At 53.2% G+C, this 23,697-nt stretch carries 24 protein-coding genes; 23 read left to right on the top strand and 1 reads right to left on the bottom strand.

All coding sequences use genetic code 11. The features are described from left to right. Window positions 1–26: 26 nt before the first annotated feature. Window positions 27–485, bottom strand: coding sequence for a VanZ family protein (locus tag KQX66_RS38245; RefSeq protein ID WP_216798210.1), 459 nt, complete (start codon window positions 483–485; stop codon window positions 27–29). A 318-nt stretch (window positions 486–803) separates the two neighbouring features. Between KQX66_RS38245 and KQX66_RS35235 the strand changes: the two genes are divergently transcribed. The 23 genes from KQX66_RS35235 (at window position 804) to lysS (ending at window position 23,364) form a co-directional block, all read left to right on the top strand. Then, entirely contained in the window at window positions 804–1,214 is a 411-nt protein-coding gene (locus KQX66_RS35235; RefSeq protein WP_253957649.1) for a JAB domain-containing protein, read from the top strand. A 134-nt stretch (window positions 1,215–1,348) separates the two neighbouring features. Further along, entirely contained in the window at window positions 1,349–2,128 is a 780-nt protein-coding gene (locus tag KQX66_RS35230) for a vWA domain-containing protein (RefSeq protein ID WP_216798209.1), read from the top strand. After that, window positions 2,112–3,023, top strand: a complete 912-nt coding sequence (locus KQX66_RS35225; protein WP_216798208.1) for a protein kinase domain-containing protein — start codon at window positions 2,112–2,114, stop codon at window positions 3,021–3,023. The genes KQX66_RS35230 and KQX66_RS35225 overlap by 17 nt, the downstream gene beginning before the upstream one ends. An 83-nt stretch (window positions 3,024–3,106) precedes the next feature. Beyond that, window positions 3,107–4,540, top strand: a complete 1,434-nt coding sequence (gene tilS, locus KQX66_RS35220; RefSeq protein WP_216798207.1) for a tRNA lysidine(34) synthetase TilS — start codon at window positions 3,107–3,109, stop codon at window positions 4,538–4,540. 15 nt (window positions 4,541–4,555) lie between these two features. Continuing rightward, window positions 4,556–5,095, top strand: a complete 540-nt coding sequence (gene hpt, locus KQX66_RS35215) for a hypoxanthine phosphoribosyltransferase (RefSeq protein ID WP_010501468.1) — start codon at window positions 4,556–4,558, stop codon at window positions 5,093–5,095. A gap of 70 nt (window positions 5,096–5,165) precedes the next feature. Continuing rightward, on the top strand, window positions 5,166–7,133 hold the full coding sequence (gene ftsH, locus KQX66_RS35210) for an ATP-dependent zinc metalloprotease FtsH (protein ID WP_216798206.1): 1,968 nt from the start codon (window positions 5,166–5,168) through the stop codon (window positions 7,131–7,133). Between the two features lie 300 nt (window positions 7,134–7,433). Then, the gene (nadA, locus tag KQX66_RS35205) at window positions 7,434–8,372 is read left to right on the top strand and encodes a quinolinate synthase NadA (RefSeq protein ID WP_216798205.1); all 939 of its coding nucleotides are present in this window, start codon (window positions 7,434–7,436) and stop codon (window positions 8,370–8,372) included. Window positions 8,373–8,407: 35 nt separating this feature from the next. Further along, window positions 8,408–10,021, top strand: a complete 1,614-nt coding sequence (nadB, locus tag KQX66_RS35200; protein WP_216798204.1) for an L-aspartate oxidase — start codon at window positions 8,408–8,410, stop codon at window positions 10,019–10,021. Next, window positions 10,014–10,901 (top strand): carboxylating nicotinate-nucleotide diphosphorylase, encoded by an 888-nt coding sequence (gene nadC / locus KQX66_RS35195; protein ID WP_216798216.1) that lies wholly within the window; start codon window positions 10,014–10,016, stop codon window positions 10,899–10,901. The genes nadB and nadC overlap by 8 nt, the downstream gene beginning before the upstream one ends. Beyond that, window positions 10,898–11,665 (top strand): type III pantothenate kinase, encoded by a 768-nt coding sequence (locus KQX66_RS35190; RefSeq protein ID WP_216798203.1) that lies wholly within the window; start codon window positions 10,898–10,900, stop codon window positions 11,663–11,665. The genes nadC and KQX66_RS35190 overlap by 4 nt, the downstream gene beginning before the upstream one ends. Window positions 11,666–11,752: 87 nt before the next feature. Next, the gene (hslO, locus tag KQX66_RS35185) at window positions 11,753–12,625 is read left to right on the top strand and encodes an Hsp33 family molecular chaperone HslO (protein ID WP_216798202.1); all 873 of its coding nucleotides are present in this window, start codon (window positions 11,753–11,755) and stop codon (window positions 12,623–12,625) included. Between the two features lie 62 nt (window positions 12,626–12,687). After that, on the top strand, window positions 12,688–13,626 hold the full coding sequence (locus KQX66_RS35180; RefSeq protein ID WP_216798201.1) for a peptidyl-prolyl cis-trans isomerase: 939 nt from the start codon (window positions 12,688–12,690) through the stop codon (window positions 13,624–13,626). 110 nt (window positions 13,627–13,736) lie between these two features. Beyond that, window positions 13,737–14,675 carry a cysteine synthase A gene (gene cysK, locus KQX66_RS35175; protein WP_216798200.1) on the top strand — a complete coding sequence of 313 codons (939 nt, stop codon included), beginning with the start codon at window positions 13,737–13,739 and terminating at the stop codon, window positions 14,673–14,675. Window positions 14,676–15,073: 398 nt separating this feature from the next. After that, entirely contained in the window at window positions 15,074–16,636 is a 1,563-nt protein-coding gene (locus tag KQX66_RS35170) for an anthranilate synthase component I family protein (protein WP_216798199.1), read from the top strand. After that, window positions 16,633–17,214, top strand: coding sequence for an aminodeoxychorismate/anthranilate synthase component II (pabA, locus tag KQX66_RS35165; protein WP_216798198.1), 582 nt, complete (start codon window positions 16,633–16,635; stop codon window positions 17,212–17,214). The genes KQX66_RS35170 and pabA overlap by 4 nt, the downstream gene beginning before the upstream one ends. Further along, window positions 17,211–18,092: an aminodeoxychorismate lyase gene (gene pabC / locus KQX66_RS35160; RefSeq protein WP_216798197.1), complete on the top strand. Its 882-nt coding sequence runs from the start codon at window positions 17,211–17,213 to the stop codon at window positions 18,090–18,092. The genes pabA and pabC overlap by 4 nt, the downstream gene beginning before the upstream one ends. Window positions 18,093–18,113: 21 nt before the next feature. Continuing rightward, window positions 18,114–18,944, top strand: a complete 831-nt coding sequence (folP, locus tag KQX66_RS35155) for a dihydropteroate synthase (protein ID WP_216798196.1) — start codon at window positions 18,114–18,116, stop codon at window positions 18,942–18,944. A gap of 48 nt (window positions 18,945–18,992) precedes the next feature. Beyond that, complete coding sequence (gene folB / locus KQX66_RS35150; RefSeq protein WP_216798195.1) at window positions 18,993–19,358, top strand: dihydroneopterin aldolase; 366 nt, start codon at window positions 18,993–18,995, stop codon at window positions 19,356–19,358. Between the two features lie 2 nt (window positions 19,359–19,360). After that, a complete protein-coding gene (gene folK / locus KQX66_RS35145; protein ID WP_216798215.1) occupies window positions 19,361–19,885 on the top strand; it encodes a 2-amino-4-hydroxy-6-hydroxymethyldihydropteridine diphosphokinase in 525 nt (174 codons plus the stop codon). Continuing rightward, window positions 19,867–20,082 carry a helix-turn-helix domain-containing protein gene (locus tag KQX66_RS35140; protein WP_036690397.1) on the top strand — a complete coding sequence of 72 codons (216 nt, stop codon included), beginning with the start codon at window positions 19,867–19,869 and terminating at the stop codon, window positions 20,080–20,082. The genes folK and KQX66_RS35140 overlap by 19 nt, the downstream gene beginning before the upstream one ends. Window positions 20,083–20,111: 29 nt before the next feature. Further along, on the top strand, window positions 20,112–21,104 hold the full coding sequence (gene dusB, locus KQX66_RS35135) for a tRNA dihydrouridine synthase DusB (RefSeq protein WP_216798194.1): 993 nt from the start codon (window positions 20,112–20,114) through the stop codon (window positions 21,102–21,104). Between the two features lie 200 nt (window positions 21,105–21,304). After that, window positions 21,305–21,781, top strand: coding sequence for a transcription elongation factor GreA (gene greA, locus KQX66_RS35130; protein ID WP_025846881.1), 477 nt, complete (start codon window positions 21,305–21,307; stop codon window positions 21,779–21,781). Between the two features lie 86 nt (window positions 21,782–21,867). Further along, window positions 21,868–23,364 carry a lysine--tRNA ligase gene (gene lysS / locus KQX66_RS35125; RefSeq protein WP_216798193.1) on the top strand — a complete coding sequence of 499 codons (1,497 nt, stop codon included), beginning with the start codon at window positions 21,868–21,870 and terminating at the stop codon, window positions 23,362–23,364. Window positions 23,365–23,697: the final 333 nt, after the last annotated feature.

Here is a 23,697-nt window from a genome sequence, read left to right as displayed (position 1 = left end):
GTTAAACCTAATATTATTCTACCAAATCAGGATTTAAAAACTTTTTGATAGAATGAGTTTTTTATGTCAAAGCGCTTTAACAGGGTTAAAAAGGCATATCCAAGTATAACACCTATAGTATTTAAAATAATATCATCTACATCCAAGCTTCGATAAAAGAACCCAATTCCAACCCCAATTATCAATTGCGATAATTCAATACATAATCCGAAAAGAATACCGTAGATTATTATTCTAATTGGAGATTTAATATGTTGAAATAGTAGCGGCGCATAAAATCCAAAAGGAGAACACATGAGAATGTTTCCAGCAATTTGTTTAACAGCTACGATAGGAGATACAGAGTTTTGCATAATATCAATAATACTTTTAAAAGGTACGAAATTCATATTAGGTTCTATATTGCCCCGTTTGAGGCTTAACAATAGGTTGGATTGCACAGGGATTGGAAAGAGGGTTATTGAAATAACAACTAAGATATGCAATAAAAAATCAATAGTATACCGTTTCTGACCATATTTTTTTTAGTTCGAATATTATGTAAAGCTGTGAGAATTACTGCAATTACAAGCGATACACCAAGCGGCATTCCAGTTAAAATAATTACTACCTCCTTAAAATTGTGGATCAGTAACAAATCCTAGGAGTATTGTCCGAAAGCGGTCGTATCCGGAATATTATATCCCACATTGGCAACAAATGGAATGTAATTATGCAGGATTTTTATAAACCGATAGGAGTTTGCTGGAAGGGTGTGGAATCCAGTACAATAAGGTAAGTTGGATTCCGAAAGGAGCCTGGGGATGGGAAGAATAAGCTCTCCAGAGGATGCTAACCAGATTATTCAGACCGTTCTTGATTTGAATAACGAAGCGGTTGAGAAATTCGGCATTCTGACGCTGGATTCGCGAAACGTTGTGGCGGGCATTCATGTCCTGGCTATCGGCACATTGAATGCTGTGCTGATTCATCCAAGGGAAGTTTTCAAAGCGGCCATTTTAAACAATGCAGCCAGCATCGTTCTGTTCCATAACCACCCGTCGGGCGATCCGACGCCAAGCGAGGAGGATATCGAAATCACGCAGAGGATTGTCGAAGCCGGCCATCTGATGATGATCGAAGTGCTCGACCATATCATAACAGGCGATGGGAAGTATTGCAGCATGGCAGAGCAAGGATTGTTGAACAGGAGCCAGTCCGAACCCGAAAAATGAATCCGATTCGCTTATTGCTTAAGCGGGGTCGGATTTTTTTGTTTCCGCTTTGTTCAAAATGTCACACTGGAAGGCAAGTTTAGAATTCTCCCAACTGGAAAAACTGGGTAATAGATAGATGGGAGGATGAACAGATGAAGCAGATCATACTTATAACCGACGGCTGCTCCAATGTCGGAGTCAGCCCAGTCGTTGCGGCGGCGGAAGCGAAAGCGAAAGGAATTATCGTTCATGTTATCGGGGTGCTGGATGCCGGCGAGATCGGCGAACTGGGCGCTTCCGAGATCGACGAGATTGCCGCAGCGGGTGGCGGGATGAGCCGGACCGTACAGCCGTCGCAGCTCTCGCAAACGATGCAGATGATGACGCGCAAAACAGTGGTTCAAACGATCCAGCAGGTGGTTGGACAAGAGCTGCGGAGCATTCTGGGGCAGACGACGAAGCTGGAGGCTTTGCCGCCGGAGCAACGGTCCGAAGTGGTACGGGTCATTGACGATTTGACGGAAACGGCGGATTTGAAGGTCGCTTTGCTGATCGACGCCAGCGCCAGCATGAAGCCGAAGCTGCCCGCCGTCAAGGAAGCGATTTACGATCTGCAGCTCAGCCTGCAATCGCGAATGGGCGAGAGTCTGCTGTCCGTCTTTCATTTTCCGGGCAACGTATCGGGCGATCAGAAGGTCGAAATGGACTTCGGCTGGACCCGCGACCTTGCAAATTTGAACCGGTTGTTTTATAAATTAAACATGAAGGGTACGACGCCGACAGGACCAGCGCTGCTCAAAGTCGTTGAATTTATGAACGGCGCGGCCGATGATACATATAGAAGCAAGCATAATGCAGCGGGGGATCGGCCGACGGCCGACTGCCGCATGAGATCAAGCGAGGATGGGATATTCGGTGACTACGTCGTTTAGGCCTGCTTTTCCGGCGGGAACCCTCGTAAACGGCAAATGGAATCATAACGCATACCGTGTGGAGCGGCTGCTTGGCGAAGGAGCCAACGGCAAAGTATATCTGGTCTCCCGGGGGAAACGGTATTACGCGCTTAAGGTCGGCTTTGACGCCGTGGATCATCAGTCCGAGGTCAATGCGCTGAAGGCGTTGTCCCAATCGTCCACATCGTTTCAACAGACCTTGATTGATGTCGACGATTTTTCATGGGAAGGCACGGAGTATCCTTTTTGCGTCACAAAATATATCAAAGGAAAGTCCTTAAACGAATACATGAAGCAGTACGGCAGCGATTGGATTCATCTCATCGGCCTGAACCTGCTGCGGAAGCTGTCCGAGCTGCATGCGAGCGGCTTCGTCTTCGGCGACTTGAAGGCCGAGAATATGATCATATCGGGCTACGGCGACGTGGCCTTGATCGATTTCGGCGGCGTAACGGCGAAAGGGCGCGCGGTGAAGCAGTTTACCGAAGTGTACGACCGCGGCTTCTGGAATGCCGGTACGCGGATGGCGGACGACGCGTACGATCTGTTCTCGTTCGCTGTGCTGGTGCTGAGCGTGACGGACCGGGAACGCCGGTTTCATTCCGTGAATTCGCTGCTGCCGCAGAATCGCAACGTCGAGTGGCTGCTTGATATGCTGAAGGGCAATGCGCTCCTTGCTCCGTCGGCTCCGGTGCTGCGCAAAGCGCTGACGGGCCGCTACACGAGCTCCAAGCAAGCGCTGGCAGATTGGCGCGCCCGCGGCTCGGCTTACCGTCCGGTGCGCAAGAAGCCGGTTAAGGGGGGCTGGATCAAGCTGTGCTTCGCCGCTTCCTTGCTGATGTTCGGCGCGGCCATTTATTTCGTATTGCAATAAAATGCAGATAAAGGCAATTCAAGACGGCCCGGATCGGGTAATAGTCAAACGAGAAGGTTCGTCAGACGAGAGGTTGTTCATTCATGGAGACGGCGGAAACACTATCCGTGCAAGTGGAGCGGTTCATACTAGACGAAGCGTTGATCGAACCGGGGGACGGCGTGGTCGTAGCGGTATCGGGCGGGCCCGATTCCGTTGGGCTGCTGCACCTCCTTTTTGCGTTATCCGGCCGCTATCGTCTCCGGCTCACCGTCGCTCATGTGAATCACGGCTTCCGGGGCGCCGAAGCGGACCGGGAGGCGGAGCTGGTGAAATCACTGGCCGAGCGATGGGGCCTCCCCGTGGAGAGGACCTTCATCGACATGCCCCGTATTATAGAAGAAACGGGTCGGAACTCCCAAGCTGCCGCCCGGGACAAGCGGTACGAGTTTTTGTTCGATGTAGCGGAGCGAACGGGTTCCCGCCGGATCGCGCTCGCCCATCATGCGGATGATCAGGCGGAGACGGTGCTGATGCGGCTGCTGCGCGGAACGGGGCCTTCGGGATTGTCGGGAATTCCGGTGCGCCGAATGGCAGAAAATGGTTTGGAACTCATACGCCCCTTGCTGCGTATATACAAAGCGGATATTATCCGGTACTGCGAAGCGGAAGGGCTGCCGTATTGTACGGACAGCAGCAATTTGGAGCGGAAGTACGTTCGCAATCAGGTGCGGATGGACGTGCTCCCCTTTCTGTCCCGTTATAACGAACAGCTGCCTGCGGCGTTGAACCGGCTGGCGGAGACGATGGCCGGTGAAGACGATTTTATGGACCGGGAAGTCCGGCGGATCTGCGAGCGGCACGTAACCCGAAAAAACGCCTGTTACAGCTTTTCCGCAAAATGGTTTACGGGGGTACATGTTGCTTTACAAAGGCGGTTGATTAAACTAATATTAAATTATCTTGCTTCCGACCCGGATTCCATGGATTTCCTGAAAGTCGAACAATTTCGGACGGCTGTTCTGCGTGAACGACCGTCCAATTTTCGATTGGAAATCGGGCAGAACATCGCGCTCAGCAGGGAATATGATCGTATTGCGGTTCATACTATGGTGTTACGACCTCTCCCCTACGCGTACATGCTGCGCGAAGGCCAGACGGAGCTTGCGATTCCCGAGACGGGAGTCCGTCTTACGCTCCGCTCCTTGGACAGCGAAGAGGAGCGCCCCGAATGTACCGATGCCTGGACCGCCTGTTTCGATGCGGAGGAACTTGCCATGCCTCTCACGGTCCGAAGCCGCCTTCCGGGAGACCGGATGAAGCCGCTCGGACTAAACGGGACGAAAAAGGTAAAAGATATGTTCATCGATGCGAAAGTGCCTCCTACCTTGCGCGAGACGATTCCGATCCTTGCGGACGCCGGCGGCAGCGTGCTTTGGGTACCGGGCGTTCGGCGGTCTTCAGCCGCTGTGATAACCGGTCGGACGAAGCGAATGCTACATATTCAAGTGGATATTCATGGCAAAGATTTTTATTAAGTGGGAGGACCTCTCTTGCAAAACGACATTCAAGAAGTACTGTACAGCGAGCAGCAAATTCAAGACAAAATCAAAGAAATGGGCGAGCAGATCAGCCGCGATTTCGAAGGACGCAACCCGTTGGTCATCTGCGTACTGAAGGGCGCGTTCATCTTTATGGCCGATTTGGTCAAGCAGATCACGATTCCGCTTGAGCTCGATTTTATGGCCGTATCCAGCTATGGCGCATCGACGAAATCGTCGGGTGTGGTCAAAATCATTAAGGACCTCGATATTTCCGTGGAGGGCCGCCACATTCTGATCGTCGAGGACATCATCGACAGCGGCTTGACGCTGAGCTATTTGATCGACGTGCTCGAACGCCGTAACGCCCTTTCCATTACCGTCGCCGCGTTGTTCGACAAGCCGGCGCGTAGATCGGCAGAGTTGGACGCAGACTATAAAGGCTTCGTGATCCCGGACGCGTTCGTGGTGGGATACGGCTTGGACTACGCGGAGAAATACCGGAACCTGCCGTATGTCGGCGTGCTGAAGCCCGAAGTTTACTCCCAATAGCATTTCTTGAGATGCCAAGACTTGCTGTGGTACAATATACAAAGTTGCCGTTGTTGAGAGGAGGTAGGGGATGAATCGCATTATTCGCAATACAGGCTTTTATCTGCTCATTTTTTTGGTCACCGTCGGAATCGTTCATTTTATCAGCACGCAGAATGAACAGAAAGACACCATTAGCTACGATAAGCTCCGCGTGGCCTTAATCGAAAAGAATGTCGAATCCATCATCGTAAAATACGATGCTCAAACGTATCTGGTTCGGGGGAAATATAAGAACGCTTCTACGGATAAGAAAAATTTCGAATCTCGTGCGCCTTATGACCCGCAAATCTTCCGTTTGATTGAAAACAGCGACATTCCCCAAGGGAACGTTTACATCGAGAAAATGGAAGGGGACAATGTTTGGATCAGCTTCCTTACCTCCATTATCCCGTTTGTGATCATCTTCATCCTGTTTTTCTTCCTGTTGAATCAGGCGCAGGGTGGCGGCGGAAAAGTCATGAACTTCGGCAAAAGCCGGGCGAGGCTCTATAACGAAGAGAAGAAGCGCGTCACGTTCGAGGACGTTGCCGGAGCCGATGAGGAGAAGCAAGAGCTGGTTGAAGTTGTCGAGTTTTTGAAAGACCCGCGCAAATTCGCAGCCGTAGGCGCCCGCATCCCGAAAGGGGTTCTGTTGGTCGGTCCTCCGGGTACCGGTAAAACGCTGCTTGCCAGAGCCGTAGCCGGTGAAGCCGGTGTGCCGTTCTTTAGTATCAGCGGTTCCGACTTCGTGGAAATGTTCGTCGGTGTCGGTGCTTCCCGCGTACGCGATTTGTTCGAAAATGCTAAGAAAAACGCCCCTTGTATCATATTTATAGATGAAATCGATGCTGTCGGCCGTCAGCGCGGCGCCGGATTAGGCGGCGGGCACGACGAGCGCGAGCAGACGCTCAACCAGCTGCTGGTTGAGATGGACGGCTTTGGCGCCAACGAAGGAATTATCATCGTGGCCGCAACGAACCGTCCGGACATTTTGGACCCTGCCTTGCTGCGTCCGGGACGCTTCGACCGTCAAATTACTGTTGACCGTCCGGATGTAAAAGGCCGCGAAGCGGTGCTGAAGGTGCATGCGCGCAACAAGCCGCTCGCCAAAGATGTGAAGCTGGATCAACTGTCCCGTTACACAACCGGATTTACCGGTGCGGACCTTGAAAACCTGTTGAACGAAGCGGCGCTTATTGCAGCCCGACGCAATCGGAAAGACATTTCGATGGATGAGATCGACGAGGCGTTTGACCGCGTGATTGTCGGAACGCAGAAGAAGAGCCGCGTCATCAGCGAACGCGAGAAGCGGATGGTCGCCTTCCATGAAGCGGGCCATACGATCGTGGGTATTCATGTCGAGGACGCTGACGTTGTGCACAAGGTAACGATCATTCCGCGCGGCCGCGCGGGCGGCTACGTCATGATGTTGCCGAAGGAAGGCGAAGACCGGATGATGCAGACAAAGAACGAGCTGCTTGACAAAGTCACCGGACTTCTTGCAGGCCGCGTCTCCGAGGAACTGTTCATCGGTCAAATCGGAACGGGTGCTTACAGCGACTTCCAACGAGCCACAGGCATCGTACGCCGCATGATCATGGAGTACGGGATGAGCGATAAGCTCGGACCGATGCAGTTCGGTACGACTCAGGGCCAAGTTTTCTTGGGCCGGGATATCGGACATGAACAGAACTACAGTGATGCCATCGCTTACGAGATCGACCAAGAGATGCAATCGATTATACGTGCCTGCTATGACCGGGCCAAAGACATTTTGACCAAGTATAGCGATCAAGTGCGCTTGATTGCCGAAACGTTGATCGAGAAAGAAACGTTGGAGAAAGAACAGATTCACGAGCTGATCGAGACTGGCAAGCTCGGACCCGTGAAAGAAGACGGGGAAGCGAAGCCGGAAGATGTGAAAGTGAACATCCAAGGGCAGCATCAAGAATCCGAAGCCAACAAGCTTGATTTCGAGAAAAACGAGTCGGATGGCGATAAAGAGGAAAATAAATAATTTTGCAAACAAAACCGGTGCCGCAAAGCGCCGGTTTTTCCTTTTCTGTACAGGCTAAAACGGGACGTTACTTGAGAAACTAGCCTTAGGAAAGGGAGCGGATCGCCCCATAATACGAAACCGTTATTTTCCGGCGTTTTTGTAGCTATTTTAGCATTGACACCGCCCGGTCTGTTGTGTAAATTAAGTGTAAATCTTTAAACACTTTGTGAACATTTTCACCAGCTGTTGCAGCACGTTCCAGAGAGATATGAGTTGGAAACATCAGGGTGGTCATACGAAAAAAAAGGATGGTGCGTCATGGAAGCATTAGCGTTGGAGCGGAAAGCGGAACAGCAAAGAGAGCTGAAAGAGCGGATCGCCCAGCTGAAGAAAGAACGGAATGCCATTATACTTGCTCATTATTATCAACGCGACGAGATTCAAGAGGTAGCCGATTTTCGCGGGGATTCGTTCCTGCTGGCTCAAAAAGCCGCTTCCACCGACGCCGATGTGATCGTGTTCTGCGGCGTGCATTTTATGGGCGAAAGCGCAAAAATATTGGCCCCGAATAAAACGGTGCTCATTCCGGACGAACGGGCCGGCTGTCCGATGGCCGACATGGTCAATGTCGACGGTCTGCGGGCGCTCAAGCAGAAGCATCCGAACGCCAAAGTCGTGGCCTATATTAATACGTCGGCGGAAGTCAAATCCGAAACCGATATTTGCTGTACGTCGGCTAACGCGATCAAAGTCATCAATTCGGTCGACTCCGATGAAATCATCTGGGTACCCGATAAAAACCTTGGTGATTACGTTTCCAAATTTACCGATAAGAAAATGATTATTTGGGAAGGATATTGCAACACTCACGACATGCTGACCGTCAAAGATGTTGAAGAAATGAAAGCACAATATCCGAATGCCCAATTCGTCGTTCATCCCGAATGCCGCCCGGAGGTCGTCAAGCTTGGCGATTTTGTCGGCAGTACAACAGCCATCATCAAATATTGCAGGGAATCCGATTGCCAGGAGTTCATCGTCGGCACGGAAGATGGTACGGGGTATCAGCTCCGGCTCGACAGCCCGAACAAAACGTTCCATTTTGCCACTAAATATTTGGTTTGCCCGAATATGAAGGTCAACAACTTGAAAAAAGTGGTTAAATGTCTGGAAACGAACCAACCCCAAATTTGTGTTCCGCCGCAAGTGGCCGACAAAGCCAGAGCATCCTTGGAGCGCATGCTGCAGGTCAAGTAGCATGCGCTACTTCCTTGTTGAACGGGTGAGAGCTGATGATACCTCGTTATTTGGTTAATTTCGATGTGCGGCAATTGCCGCAGGTACATACCGACGTCATTGTGATCGGCGCAGGAATCGCCGGTCTTTTCACGGCACTGCGTTCCGCTGAGAACCATAAAGTGCTGATGGTCACCAAAAAGTCGCTGCTTGACAGCAATACCCGGTACGCCCAAGGCGGAATCGCGGCCGTCATCTCGGATGAAGATTCGCCGGCCTATCACCGGCAGGATACGCTGATCGCGGGGGCCGGACTTTGCTCGTCTGCGGCCGTGGATGTTCTTGTGCATGAAGGGCCCGCCGGGGTTGCGGATTTGATCCGGATGGGAACCGAATTCGATATGGAAGACGGACGCTATGCGCTGACGAAAGAAGGGGCACACAGCCAGAGGCGCATCCTTCATGCGCAAGGGGATGCTACCGGCGCGGAAATCGTGCGAGCGTTGTCCGAGCGAACGAAGCAGGACCCGAATATTGAGATTTGGGATGACCATTTTGTAATCGATTTAATTACGGATAACGGAGAATGCTACGGCGCACTGGTTCAAAGGCCGGACGGCAGCCGGGTGATCGTTCATGCGAAGGCGACCATCCTATGTACCGGCGGAGCGGGGCAATTGTTCCGCTATACGACCAATCCCGATATCGCCACCGGAGACGGCATTGCAATAGCCTACCGGGCAGGGGCGAATATCCGGGACGTGGAGTTTATTCAGTTCCATCCGACGGCTCTGTGCTATCCGGGAGCACCGAGGTTCCTTATCTCTGAAGCGGTACGCGGGGAAGGGGCCGTACTGCGCAATATTAACGGCGAGCGGTTCATGGAACGGTATCACCCGCAGCTGGAGCTTGCTCCGCGGGATATTGTCGCCCGGGCGATCGTCAGCGAAATGGAGAACACCAAGTCGACCTTTGTCTACATTGATTTTACGCACGAATCGGAAGAAACGGTGAAGCACCGGTTTCCGACCATTTACGAATACTGCTTGTCTTACGGGCTCGATTTGTCGTCCGATTGGATTCCGGTAGCTCCCGCGGCTCATTACATGATGGGCGGCGTAGAAACCGATTTGCATGGGGAAACGGCGGTCAAGCGGTTGTTTGCGTGCGGGGAAGTGTCTTCTACGGGTGTACATGGGGCCAACCGGCTGGCCAGCAACTCGCTTTCCGAAGCAATTGTGTTCGGGCGACGGATTGTCGAGCGGATCGACCGCTTGTCGCCGATTGCAGACCTTCCCCACATCCGGGAGGAGCAGCGGTCCAAGGATAACGCCATTCAGCCCGTTGTCGAAAAGAAGCTGAAGCTGCAAAAGGTCATGCTCCGGTACGCAGGACTCAAGCGGCACGCTCAAGGACTGGAAAAAGGCTACGACGAGCTGAAGCGGCACGTATCGATCTTCGACAGCTGTTTGGCCAAGCGGGAAGAATATGAATTTGCCAATCTGCTCATCTGCGCGCTTCTGACGACGCAGGCCGCTTTGATTAGGCAGGAAAGCCGCGGGGGACACTACCGGGAGGACTTCCCGGACAAGGATGACGTGGTTTGGCGCAAGCATACCGTGTTTAATCGTGCCAACGGCATTACGGAAGGACGGATTGATGATGTTTGAGTTGAACCGGTCGAATCTGGAACGAAGCTTGCGGGCTTGGCTTGAGGAAGACATCGGGATGGGTGATGTCACGACGATGACGACGATACCGGCAGAATCGGAAGCCAAAGGCATTATTCACGTCAAAGACGAGGGGATTATCGCCGGACTCCCGGTGGCCGAAGCGGTCTTCGCATTGGTTGACCCGAAGCTTCGGTTCGAAGCTAAGGCAAATGACGGGGCGACAGCCCGGTATGGCACCGTGATCGCGGAAGTATCTGGCAGCACCCGCAGTATTTTGCTCGGGGAGCGGCTCGCGCTGAATTTGCTGCAGCGCATGTCCGGCATTGCTACGCGTACGCGCCAATTCGTAGACCGGCTGGAAGGACTGCCGGTTCGTCTTGTGGATACGCGCAAAACAACGCCGGGCCACCGAATGCTGGAGAAATATGCGGTTCGTGTCGGGGGAGGACATAACCACCGGTTCGGATTATACGATGCTGTCATGATCAAGGACAACCATATCAAGGGAGCGGGAGGAATCCGAGAAGCCATTACGGCGGCCCGGGCTCAAATTCCGCATACGATGAAGATCGAAGTCGAAGTGGAGACCTTCGAGCAGCTCGAAGAAGCGTTAGCGGCCGGTCCCGACATCGTCATGCTCGACAACATGTCGCCGGAGCAAATGTCGCAAGCCGTACAGCGCATGAAAAATCAGGCTCCGCATATCATGGTAGAAGCGTCGGGAAACGTTACGCTGGACACGGTCCGCGGCATTGCCCAGAGCGGGGTGGACGTCATTTCCGTCGGCCGGCTGACCTATTCTGTCCAAGCGCTTGATATCAGCTTGGATCTGAACGAACAGAAAGGTTCCACGGGAGAAAAGGCGGGCCGGTCATGATCTTGGTGGTGGACGTAGGGAATACTAACATCGTGCTCGGGATATACGAAGGGAAGCAGCTGCTTCATCACTGGCGGCTGAGCACCAACCGGTCGGCCACTTCGGACGAGTACGGAATGACCATGTACAACCTGTTCCAGCATGCGGGAATCGGTCTGGATCAAGTCGACGGCGTCATTCTTTCTTCCGTCGTGCCGCCGCTCATGTTTGTATTGGAACAATTGTGTTTAAATTATTTGAAGAAAGCGCCGTTGATCGTAGGACCTGGTATCAAGACCGGGCTGAATATCCGTTACGAGAACCCGAAGGAAGTCGGCGCAGACCGGATCGTGAATGCAGTCGCTGCCATCGAGCTGTACGGCTCGCCATGTATCGTCGTCGATTTTGGAACGGCTACGACGTTCGACTATATTGACGAGAGGAGCCAATTCATCGGCGGTGCCGTGGCGCCCGGGATCAGCATTTCCACCGAAGCTCTGTATCAACGGGCGGCAAAGCTGCCCCGCATTGAGCTGGTGAAGCCGAAAAGCGTCGTCGGCCGCAATACGATCGCATCGATGCAAGCCGGGATTATTTACGGCTTCGCCGGCCAAGTGGACGGAATCGTGGAACGAATTAAACAGGAGTTCCGGGTGGAGCCGAAAGTCATTGCAACGGGCGGGCTGGCAGAGCTCATTGCAGGGGAATCGCATACGATCGAATTGATCGATCCGCTTCTCACGCTGCAGGGATTGCAAATTATATACGAACGCAACATCGGCTAGAGGTCTCATATTCGCAGCAAGCAGGCCTCTTATTTTGGCTTCCCGGACCCTAGCCTGTCGCGTCATTAGAACAGAAGGAGCTTTGTCATGCAAGATTACTTAATCAGGGCTACGGCCTATGAAGGAAAAGTGCGCGCGTTTGCCGTCCGCACCACCGGAATTGTTGAGGAGCTGCGCCGCCGTCATCAGACCACGCCAACCGCAACCGCTGCTTTGGGACGTACGGCGACAGCTGCGCTGATGATGGGCATCATGCTTAAAGGCGAAGAGAAGCTGACCGTTCAAGTCAAAGGCGGCGGGCCGATCGGCCAGATCGTCGCGGATTCCAACGCTCACGGAGAAGTACGCGGGTATGTGGACAATCCGGCCGTCGATCTGCCTTTGAACTCGATCGGTAAGCTGGATGTGGCCGGTGCTGTCGGTACCGACGGTTTTTTGTATGTCATTAAAGACCTCGGGCTTAAAGAACCTTACCGCGGCAGCATCCCGATCGTTTCCGGCGAGCTCGGCGAAGATTTTACGTATTATTTTGCCAAATCCGAACAAACGCCTTCGGCTGTCGCTTTGGGCGTGTTAGTCGACGTGGATTATACCGTAAAGACCGCTGGCGGATTCATCATTCAGTTGCTGCCGGGGTTAACGGATGACGAGATTGCACAGATTGAAAAGGAGCTTGCGGCCCTTCCGCCGATTACGTCCTTGCTTGACCGCGGGGATCGTCTGGAGGACATCCTCGCTACGCTGCTTCCTGGAGCCGAAGTACTGGAGAGACGGGACGACATACGTTTCCAGTGCAAATGCTCGCGCGAGCGCGTCGAGCAGACTTTAATAAGTCTGGGGCGCGATGAATTGCAGCAAATCCTGGAAGAAGACGGCAAAGCGGAAGTCGTGTGCCATTTTTGCAACGAAGCCTATCGTTTCAGTAGGGAAGACCTTGAAGCGATTCTCAAGTCTATATAAAACGACAGGATGGCGAGCAGCCGCCAGTCGATATAGAGAGTGATTATACGAGGAGATAGGGTATGCGAAACATTAAAGTATTATGGGGCATGATCGCTGTGTTGCTGGTCGCGGTAGTCATCCTATCCTCCGTATTAATGGCCCACTCCTTATACCCATCCCCTACCGATAAACATCCGGACCCCCAGAAGCAGGACGGAGAGGCGCAAATTTTGGCCACGATCGGAGAGAAAAAGATTACGTTAGCCGAATTGGAAACGCAGCTGCTGGCGGCGCACGGACGCGAGCTCTTGGACCGAATGATCGACCGGGAAGTGGTGCGCTTGGAGGCGAAGGCCTTGGGCATCGAAATCGCCGACAGCGAAGTGCAGCAGGAAATGAAGCGGATGAAGCAGGGGTACGAAAGCGAGCAAGCATTTTTAGAAACGATGAAAAATCAGCTGGGTTTAACTCCCGATACGCTCAAAGAGGATGTTTACCACAAGCTGTTGGCCGATAAAGTTGCCATTTACAACATCCGGATCACCGATGAAGAAGTGCAGGCTTATATTGCGGCGCATCCGGACGAATTCCAGACACGCGTGGAATTTCGCCTTCAGCAGATCGTGACGGCCAGCAAGGAGCAGGCGCAGCGGGCAATGAACGACTTGTCCAAAGGCGCCGATTTTGCCCAGGTAGCGAAGGAGCGTTCTCTTGATGATGCGACGCGCGATAGCGGAGGAGACTTGGGTTGGCTGGAAGAGGGCGATCCGTTCGTCCCCGCCCCGATCATGAAGATCGCCAAGCAGCTAAAGCAAGGGGAAGTCGGAAAAACCGTCGAAGTCGACGGCAAATATGTGATCGTCAAGCTGAGAGAGCGTAGAGAAACTTCGAAGGAAGAGCCTGTGGTGGTACAGGAACGGGTCCGCAAAGATCTTGCCCTTCGGGAAGCTCCTCCGATGAAGGAGACGCTGCGTACGCTCCGAGACAAGTGGAAAGTAACCGTCCGGGCAAATTTCTAGGAAACGACAGGGAATTGTATTGACAACCACCGTAGGGGTTGATAAGATTACAATATAATACCTACTAATTTACTCGGATATTTTGATGTGAACTTGAGGAGGAGAACGGAATGGCCAGATTAGTGCAAAGCGTTACGCAATTGATTGGGGACACGCCATTGGTCAAATTAAATCGTGTTGTGCCGGAGGGCAGTGCGGAAATCTACGTAAAGCTGGAATTCCAAAACCCGGGCGCCAGCGTTAAAGACCGGATTGCCATCAGCATGATTGAAGTGGCCGAGCAAGAAGGCCGTATCAAACCGGGCGATACGATTGTCGAGCCGACGAGCGGAAATACGGGGATCGGTCTGGCGATGGTTGCCGCGGCCAAAGGCTATAAGGCGATTTTGGTCATGCCGGAGACGATGTCCATGGAACGCCGCAATCTGCTTCGCGCTTACGGTGCGCAGCTGGAGCTGACGCCGGGGGCGGAAGGGATGAAGGGCGCCATCAAGCGTGCGGAAGAAATCTTGGCCGAAAATCCGGGTTACTTCATGCCTCAACAGTTCAAAAACCAAGCAAACGTCAAAATTCACCGCGAAACGACCGGTCCGGAAATCGTCGAAGCGATCAATGCACACGACGGCAAGCTGGACGCTTTCATTGCCGGAATCGGAACGGGCGGTACGATTACAGGCGCCGGTTCGGTGCTTAAGGAACACTTCCCGCACATTAAAATTTACGCTGTCGAGCCTACGGCTTCTCCGGTACTGTCCGGGGGCAAGCCAGGCCCGCACCGTATTCAAGGGATCGGCGCAGGCTTTGTGCCGGATATCCTCGATACCGGCATTTACGACGGCATCATTACGGTAGAGAATGAGGAAGCGTTCGAAACGTCCCGCCGCGTAGCGAAAGAAGAAGGCATCTTGGGCGGTATTTCGTCCGGAGCCGCCATCTTTGCCGCACTGAAGATCGCCAAGGAACTTGGCCCCGGCAAGCGCGTCATCGCTGTCGTTCCAAGCAACGGCGAACGTTACCTGTCCACGCCGCTGTATCAATTCGAGGACTAAGCCTTTAAAGGAAATCCAAGCCTGCTCATCCCGCAAAGGTTGAGCGGGCTTTTATCTTTCTACCTCTCCTTTGAAATTGGGAAGGGATCTAAGTGTACGCGGCGTCTTTTTTTGTGGAATGGTCGGAGGAGAAATCGCGTTTCGTGGCGAGTTTTTTGCTCCATCCCCTTCGACTTCCATAAATTCTGGGGGGATGGAGCAAAACGTGTTTGAGCTGAAGCGAAACGCGATTTTTCCGCAGACTGCGCAAGGGGCCGGGGCTCTCCCGACTCATCTTCGACTCATCTCCGAATCCACCTCCAAAACACCTCCCCAAATTCCGCCGCCCTTTTATTCGCCCGCAATTTCAAGTATACTAATCCCAACATTACACGACGAACGCAAAAGGAGGACGGAACATGCTCCTGACATCCTATCATCAATGGAAGCAGTGGGCTCAGGACTATACCGTGCTTCCATATGTTATCCGGTTTTCGTTAGAGCAGAGCCGCCCGCTTTCCTGGGCGCCTATTTGGGAGGAAGCGGCTCCCGGTTCCTTCGTGCTAGAAAGCGGCAAGGGCGGCCGCTACAGCTTTTTTGGCATTCGGCCCGTTTCGTCTATTCAGGGAACAGGCTGCGAGGCGACGGTCACGCAACCGGATGGCCGTGAAGAGAAGCGGCATGGAGCGCCGCTGGAGCTGGTCAAAAGCTGGCTTGCCCCTTTTCGCTCGCCGGTTGTGGAGGGAGCCCCGAAATGGATAGGCGGATGTGTCGGGTTCTGGGGCTACGATGTAATCCGTACCATTGAAAGGCTGCCCGTCCGTGCAAAAGCCGATCTGCCCGTGCCCGATTATGCTTTTGTTCGGGTGAACGAGCTTTGGATTATCGATCATGAAACCAATCAGCTGTTTTGTTCGGTCCATACGGAGCTTTCGCCACAGCAAGCAGAGGAGCCGGGTTGGCTTGAAGCCCGCTATAAGGAAGCGGAGCAGTCCGCGGTCCGGATGAAAGGCTTGTGGGACGGATTGACGGAGGCTGCAGTCAATCCGCTTTTGCAAGAAGAAGTGGCCTGGAAGCGGAAGCTAATGGAAGAAGACCGCTTGCAGGTGGACGTGGACGCCATTGAAGGGATAGCCGCCGATTTTCCGAGAGAAGCTTACATGGATGCGGTAAGCAAAATTCGCGATTATATCGCTGCCGGAGACGTGTTTCAGGTTAATCTGTCGGTGCGCCAGAACAAGCAGCTTGAGGCATCGCCTGAAGAGATCTATGAATGGCTGCGGCTGGTAAACCCTTCCCCTTATATGGGACTGCTGCGTTTTCGTGATTTTCAGCTTGTATCGGGTTCCCCGGAACTGCTGGTCCAGCTGGAACGAGGAACCGTCCGTACCCGTCCGATTGCAGGCACCCGTCCGCGCGGCATAAGCCCGGAAGAAGACCGGCAGCTGGCGGATGAGCTGATTCATCATGAGAAAGAACGGGCCGAGCATATCATGCTTGTCGATTTGGAGCGCAACGATCTCGGACGAATTTCGACATACGGGACTGTAAAGGTCAAAGACTTTATGGTCATTGAGTACTATTCCCACGTGATGCACATTGTGTCGGAAGTTGAAGGAAAGCTGGCCGAGGGCCGCGATGCCTTCGATGTCATTGCCGCGACGTTCCCGGGCGGCACGATAACCGGCGCTCCGAAAATCCGCACCATGGAGATCATCGAGGAACTGGAGCCGGTGAGAAGAGGACCATATACCGGGTCTATCGGTTGGATTGACTATAATGGCGATATGGAATTTAATATAATCATACGTACGCTCATCGCAGCGGGCGGCACGGGATATGTGCAGGCCGGGGCGGGGATTGTCATCGACTCGATCCCGGAGAAGGAATACACAGAATCGATTAACAAAGCAAAAGCCATGTGGAAAGCAATCCAATATAGCGAACGAAATCCATGTCCCACGGGAGGTAGAAAATCATGATTTTGGTCATCGACAACTACGATTCGTTTACGTACAATTTGGTGCAGTATTTAGGGGAATTGGGCGAAAAGATCGAGGTGCGCCGCAACGATGAGATCGATCTGGAGGGGATCGAAGCGTTAAAGCCGGACCATATTCTGATCTCTCCGGGGCCTTGCACACCCAACGAAGCGGGAATCAGCCTGTCGCTGATCGAGCGCTTCAAAGGCCGGATTCCCATTCTCGGCGTCTGCCTCGGTCATCAATCGATCGGACAGGCGTTTGGCGGCGAAGTGATCCGCGCAGAACGGCTGATGCACGGGAAGACGTCGGAAATATTCCACGACGGTCAAGGGGTCTTTAAGGATATGCCGTCTCCGTTCACGGCAACGAGGTACCATTCCTTGATCGTAAAAAAAGAAACGCTGCCGGATTGCTTCGTGATCACCGCCGAAACGGCCGAGGGCGAAATTATGGGTCTGCGCCATAAAGATTACCCGATCGAAGGCGTTCAATTCCATCCCGAGTCGATCATTACCGATCACGGGCATCAAATGCTGCGTAATTTCTTGAACGAAACGGCCGTGAGCCAAGCGTGAAAATCGATTTAAACGGAAACGTCATAGAGGAACAAAAGGCCGTGGTCTCCGTATACGACCACGGTTTTCTTTACGGTATGGGCTTATTTGAGACGTTCCGAACCTATGGCGGGCGTCCCTTTTTGCTGGAATGGCATCTGGAGCGGCTGGCCGCGGGCTGCCGGGAGCTGGACATCCGCTACGTTCCCGATCCAGAAGGCCTTCAGGCTCGGATTCACAGGCTGCTTGAAGCTAACGAATTAACGGACGCCTACTTCCGCTTCACAATAACGGCGGGCACGGATATTCTCGGTCTTCCGGCCGAACCATACAAGCACCCTACGGAAATCCTTTATGTAAAAGCATTGCCGCCTGTCGATTCGTCGGTTTATAACCACGGCAAGCCGCTGCAGCTCCTCGAATCGCGTCGAAACTCGCCGGAAGGCGCGATTCGACACAAATCGCTGCATTATATGAACAATATTTTGGCAAAACAAGAACTCCGGCGCTATTCTTGGGCGGCTCAGGCAGAGGGACTCCTGCTGGATGCCCAAGGCTTCTTGTCGGAAGGGATCGTCAGCAATGTGTTTTTTGTGCGCGGCGGAGAGCTGCATACGCCTGCGGTGGAAACGGGGCTTCTGCCCGGCATCACGAGACGCTATGTGATGACGATGGCACGAGAGACCGGATTATCCGTATCGGAGGGCTTGTACAGGTGGGAAGAGCTTACCGGGGCGGACGAAGTTTTTTTGACGAACTCCATTCAAGAAATCGTCCCGGTTACAGGGCTGTTCGACCGGGAAGGGAACGCGCATACCGTCGGCGACGGCACGGCAGGTCCTGTCACGGCAAAATTGTTGTCTCGATATAGGAACGCTTGTTCTGAATTGGTACAATAGCTAAAATTAAGGAGGAAAATGATGAATGCGAGCGTGACGGATTCTAACAAGCTCAAGCATCTGTTGAGCGGGTCGAAGACGATCGTCATGGGGATTCTCAATGCGACCCCGGACTCCTTCTCGGACGGGGGCCGGTATATTGATCCGATCGCTGCCGTAGCCCGGGCATTGGAGATGATCGCGCAGGGAGCCGATATCATTGACGTAGGCGGTGAATCGACGCGTCCCGGCGCTCCGGCCGTTTCGCTGGAAGAAGAGCTGGAGCGGGTCATTCCCGTCATTCGCGCACTGCGGCAGGCAGGCATCGAGACGCCGATTTCCATCGACACGTACAAAGCCGAAACGGCGAGACAAGCGATGGCTGCGGGCACAAGCCTGCTCAACGATATATGGGGATTGCAGAAGGAGCCGGACATGGCCCGCGTAGCTGTGGAATACGGCTGCCCGATCGTTCTGATGCATAATCGCACCGAAGCGGTGTATGCTAACTTTATCCAAGACGTGATCGAGGATTTGCAGGAAACGGTTCGTCGGGCGCACCAAGCGGGGATTCGCGACGAACAGATTATTTTGGACCCGGGCATCGGATTTGCCAAAACGTACGAGCACAATTTGCAGCTCATGAATCATCTGGATCGGATCGTCTCCTTAGGTTACCCTGTGCTGCTCGGCACGTCGCGCAAAAGCATGATCCGCCGTGCGCTGGATTTGCCGACGGACGATGTGGTGGAAGGAACCGCGGCTACCGTTGCGCTCGGCATTGCCCAAGGCTGCCGGATCGTCAGAGTGCATGACGTGAAAGCCATGCGGCGTGTTGCCGATATGACCGACGTCATAACGCGGCACCGATGAAGCGGCTGCTCGCATGACGCGACCGCGACTTGAAGGAGGAATACGAAGTTGGATAAAATGATGCTGAAAGGGATGGCCTTTTACGGATACCACGGCGTTTTCCCGGAGGAAAACAAGCTGGGGCAGCGTTACTACGTGGATGTGGAGCTGTACCTTCCGCTGGACCGGGCGGGCCGCTCCGACCGGGTGGAAGACACCGTCAATTATGCCGAGGTACATGACCTGATCAAAACGATCGTCGAACAGAAAACGTTCAAGCTGGTCGAGGCGCTGGCTGAGCATATTGCATCCGAGGTATTGCGAACTTATACTAGTATAAATGAATTGACCGTTCGCGTCGTCAAGCCCCACCCGCCGGTTGCCGTTCATTTTGACGGCTTCACGATCGAAATTCACAGGAAGCGGGAAGCATGACGATGAACGATGGAGATATGCAGTCGGCCGAAGCTTGCGAACGGGCTTACATCGGACTTGGCTCCAATATCGGGGACAGGGAGCAGTTCCTGACGGAAGCCGTTCGCTTGCTTCAGGAGCATCCGCAGATTCGCGTTACCGGCCAATCGGCCTTATACGAGACCGATCCGGTTGGCTATACGGATCAAGCCCCCTTTTTGAATATGGCAATCGAGGTGACGACGACGCTCTCCCCGGAACAACTGCTGGAGCAGTTGTTGGAAACGGAACGGCAGCTTGGCCGCGTCCGCGATATTCGCTGGGGCCCTCGTACCATTGACCTTGATATGCTGATGTACGGCGACGTTAGACGGCAGCAGCCCGAATTGACACTGCCGCACCCGCGCATGCATGAGCGGGCATTCGTTCTGATCCCTCTTATCGAGGTGTTGGAGCTTCATCACCGGCCGCAGGCCGCGCCTTTACGGGCGTTTTTGGAGCGTGCGGAAGGAAAGGAAGGCGTTACACTTTGGAAAAAAATGCAATAGCCCAGCGCATCCGCGCTTTTCGCAAATTAAAAGGATTTACCCAAAACGAGCTGGCGGAACGGTTGGACGTATCCATTGCCGTCCTCGGCTCCATCGAGCGGGGAACGCGCAAGGCAGACCCGAAAATCGTCCGTAAAATATGCGAAACGCTGGGAATTGAGCCGGAAGAGCTTTATTTCCAAGCAAGCGGTAAATAAAATTACCCTTCTCAGAAAGGAGAGATACGATGTTAACGATAGGCAATGTCACCGCCCCGAACAAAGTGGTTCTGGCCCCGATGGCAGGCGTCTGCAATCCGGCTTTTCGCTTGATCGCGAAAGAGTTCGGCTGCGGCCTCGTCTGTGCCGAGATGGTCAGCGATAAGGCCATCCTGCACGGAAATCACCGCACGCTGGAAATGCTGTACGTCGACGAGCGGGAGAAGCCGCTCAGCCTGCAAATTTTCGGCGGCGACACTGAGTCGCTCGTCGAAGCGGCCAAATATGTGGACCAGCATACGAATGCGGACATCATCGATATCAACATGGGCTGTCCTGTGCCCAAAATTACAAAATGCGACGCGGGGGCGCGTTGGCTGCTGGACCCCGACAAAATCGAGCAGATGGTCTCGACCGTCAGCCGGTCCGTAAGCAAACCGCTAACCGTTAAAATGCGGATCGGCTGGGACGACGACCATATTTACGCGGTACGGAACGCGAAAGCCGTCGAAAACGGCGGCGGCGCAGCCGTGTCCGTTCATGGGCGTACGAGAGTGCAGATGTATACCGGACACGCGAACTGGGACATCATTAAAGAGGTCAAGGAAGCCGTTTCGATTCCGGTGATCGGTAACGGGGACGTTTTTACCCCCGAGGATGCGAAGCGGATGCTCGACCAGACCGGCGTCGACGGAGTCATGATCGGCCGCGCGGCACTGGGCAATCCCTGGATGCTGTACCGGACCATCCAATATTTAACCAAGGGCGAGCTTCCCCTGGAACCGAGCGCGCAGGAGAAGATCCGCATCGCGGTGCTGCATTTGGATCGGTTGACGGCGTTGAAAGGCGAAGCGGTGGCGGTCAAGGAAATGCGCAAGCATCTGGCCTGGTACTTGAAGGGGCTGCACGGAGCGGCGCGGATCAAAGACGCCATTATGGAGCAGACGAAACGGGACGCCATGGTGCAGCTTCTCACCGACTTTATCGAATCGCTCGACCAGCGTGAGACAACCGTCCACTAGTCCGGTTCGATGGGCGAAACCGGGGCGTTTGGCTTCAATTGACATTTGAATGGGGTTGCAATATAATCAGTCAATAGTCATTTGCGGCCGACGATTGGTGGCATCAAGCAGCGTCGCGTTCATATAGTAATTATCAGTGAATTCATACTCGATTGGGCTCGAAATATGAAAATCTTTCACACGACGGGAGATAGGTAGTAATGGCGGAAAAAGAAGTCATTCTCACGCAGGAAGGTTTGAAAAAGCTCGAGGAAGAGCTGGAGCATTTAAAGTCGGTGAAGCGCCGCGAGGTGGCGGAGCGGATTAAAGTGGCGATCGGTTACGGCGATATCAGCGAGAACTCGGAATACGAAGACGCCAAGAACGAACAAGCGTTCGTTGAGGGCCGTATTATCACTTTGGAGAAAATGCTGCGCAACGCGCGGATTATCAACAACGACGAAGTCGATACGGATGCGGTGAACGTCGGTTCCATCGTCATCTTGAAGGACCTCGAATTCGGGGATATCGTCGAATACTCCATCGTGGGCACGGCGGAATCCGACCCGTTCCAAAACAAAATTTCCAACGAAAGCCCGGTCGGCAAAGCCATCCTCGGCAAGCGCAAAGGGGCAATCGTCGACGTCAGCGTACCGGCAGGCGTTATTCAGTACGAAATTATCGATATCAAGAAGTAAACGGCGACAACAAAAGGAGCTTCCTCAGGAAGCTTTTTTGACTATAGGGCCGGGAAGCTTTACTTACGAACCAAGGAGCTGGAAACATGACTGTGGAATTGGAATTGAATGAATTGCTGCAAATTCGGCGCAACAAATTGGATGAACTGCGCGGCCTTGGGGTCGATCCGTTCGGCCAAAAGTTCGAAAGAACGCACCATGCCGGCGATATTTTCAAAGCCTACGAAGACAAATCCAAGGAAGAGCTTGAAGCGCTTTCCGCCGAAGTGAGCATTGCCGGGCGGATTATGCAGAAGCGGGAAATGGGCAAAGCGGGCTTTGCGCATATTCAGGACATCACCGGCAAAATTCAAATTTACGTGCGCGCGGATGCGTTGGAAGAAGCAAAGTACAAGGCGTACGAACTGCTGGATATCGGCGATTTGATCGGCGTTCGCGGCACCGTCTTCAAGACGAAAACCGGTGAGCTTTCCGTTAAAGCGACATCGGTAGAAGTGCTGTCCAAATCGCTTCTGCCTTTGCCGGAAAAATATCACGGACTCAAAGATGTCGAGCTGCGATACCGTCAACGTTACGTGGATCTGATCATGAACCAAGACGTGCAGCAGACCTTTATTTTGCGTTCCAAAATCATTCAGTCGATGCGCCGCTATCTGGATTCCCGCGGCTATTTGGAAGTCGAGACGCCAACCCTGCATGCGATTGCGGGCGGTGCGGCCGCTCGTCCTTTCATCACGCATCATAATGCGCTGGACATGCAGCTGTATATGCGGATTGCGATCGAGCTGCATTTGAAGCGTTTGATTGTCGGCGGGATGGAAAAAGTGTATGAAATCGGACGGGTCTACCGTAACGAAGGTATTTCGACGCGCCATAACCCGGAATTTACGATGATCGAGCTGTACGAAGCGTATGCCGACTATAAAGACATCATGAAGCTGACAGAAGAAATGATTGCGCATATTGCTCAGGAAGTGCTCGGCACGACCAAAATTACGTACCAAGATCAAGAAATCGATCTTGCTCCATCGTGGCGTCGTGTCTCGATGGTCGATGCAATTAAAGAAGTGACGGGCGTTGATTTCAGCGTTCAGATGACGGACGAGGAAGCGCACCGCTTGGCCAAAGAACACAAAGTGCCGGTCGAGCCGATGATGACCTTCGGTCATATCGTGAACCAGTTCTTTGAGACGTTCGTCGAGGAGACGCTTATTCAGCCTACATTTATCACGGGGCATCCGGTGGCGATTTCCCCGCTGGCGAAAAAGAATGAGCAAGATCCACGGTTTACAGACCGCTTCGAGCTGTTTATCGTGGCACGCGAGCACGCTAACGCGTTTACTGAGCTGAACGATCCGATCGATCAGCGGGAGCGGTTTGAAGCGCAGCTGGTGGAGCGGGAGCAGGGGAATGACGAGGCGCACGAAATGGACGAAGATTTCGTCCGCGCGCTCGAATACGGCATGCCGCCGACCGGAGGTCTCGGGATCGGGATCGACCGTCTGGTGATGCTGCTTACGAATGCGCCGTCGATTCGTGACGTGCTGCTTTTCCCGTTGATGCGCGAGCGTCAAGGCGAATAATTTCGGACAAGCAAAACATGCTTCGCCCTTTGCAGGGGAAGCATGTTTTTTGTTTGCTTTAGAGTTAGTCCAAAAGGGAGAAAATAACAGTTGCAAAGTGCAGGAGCGTTTGGTATATTAGTCATTGTCGCTTCTGCGGTTGAGCTCGAAAGAGCCGAGCATGAAAAAAGAAATTAAAAAAATGCTTGCAATCAGCTAGGCAGATGTGGTATATTGAAGAGGTCGCTTTCGACGGGTTGTAAAACGAAGTCGAAAGATGGCGAACATCATTGCCCTTTGAAAACTGAACATCGAGTGAGTGTCATAAAGAGAATGCAAATTCTCGTCAGTAGT

It is taken from the genome of Paenibacillus oleatilyticus (genome assembly GCF_018998565.1).
Lineage (GTDB): Bacteria > Bacillota > Bacilli > Paenibacillales > NBRC-103111 > Paenibacillus_G > Paenibacillus_G oleatilyticus.
This window is presented reverse-complemented; position numbering and strand designations above follow the sequence as displayed.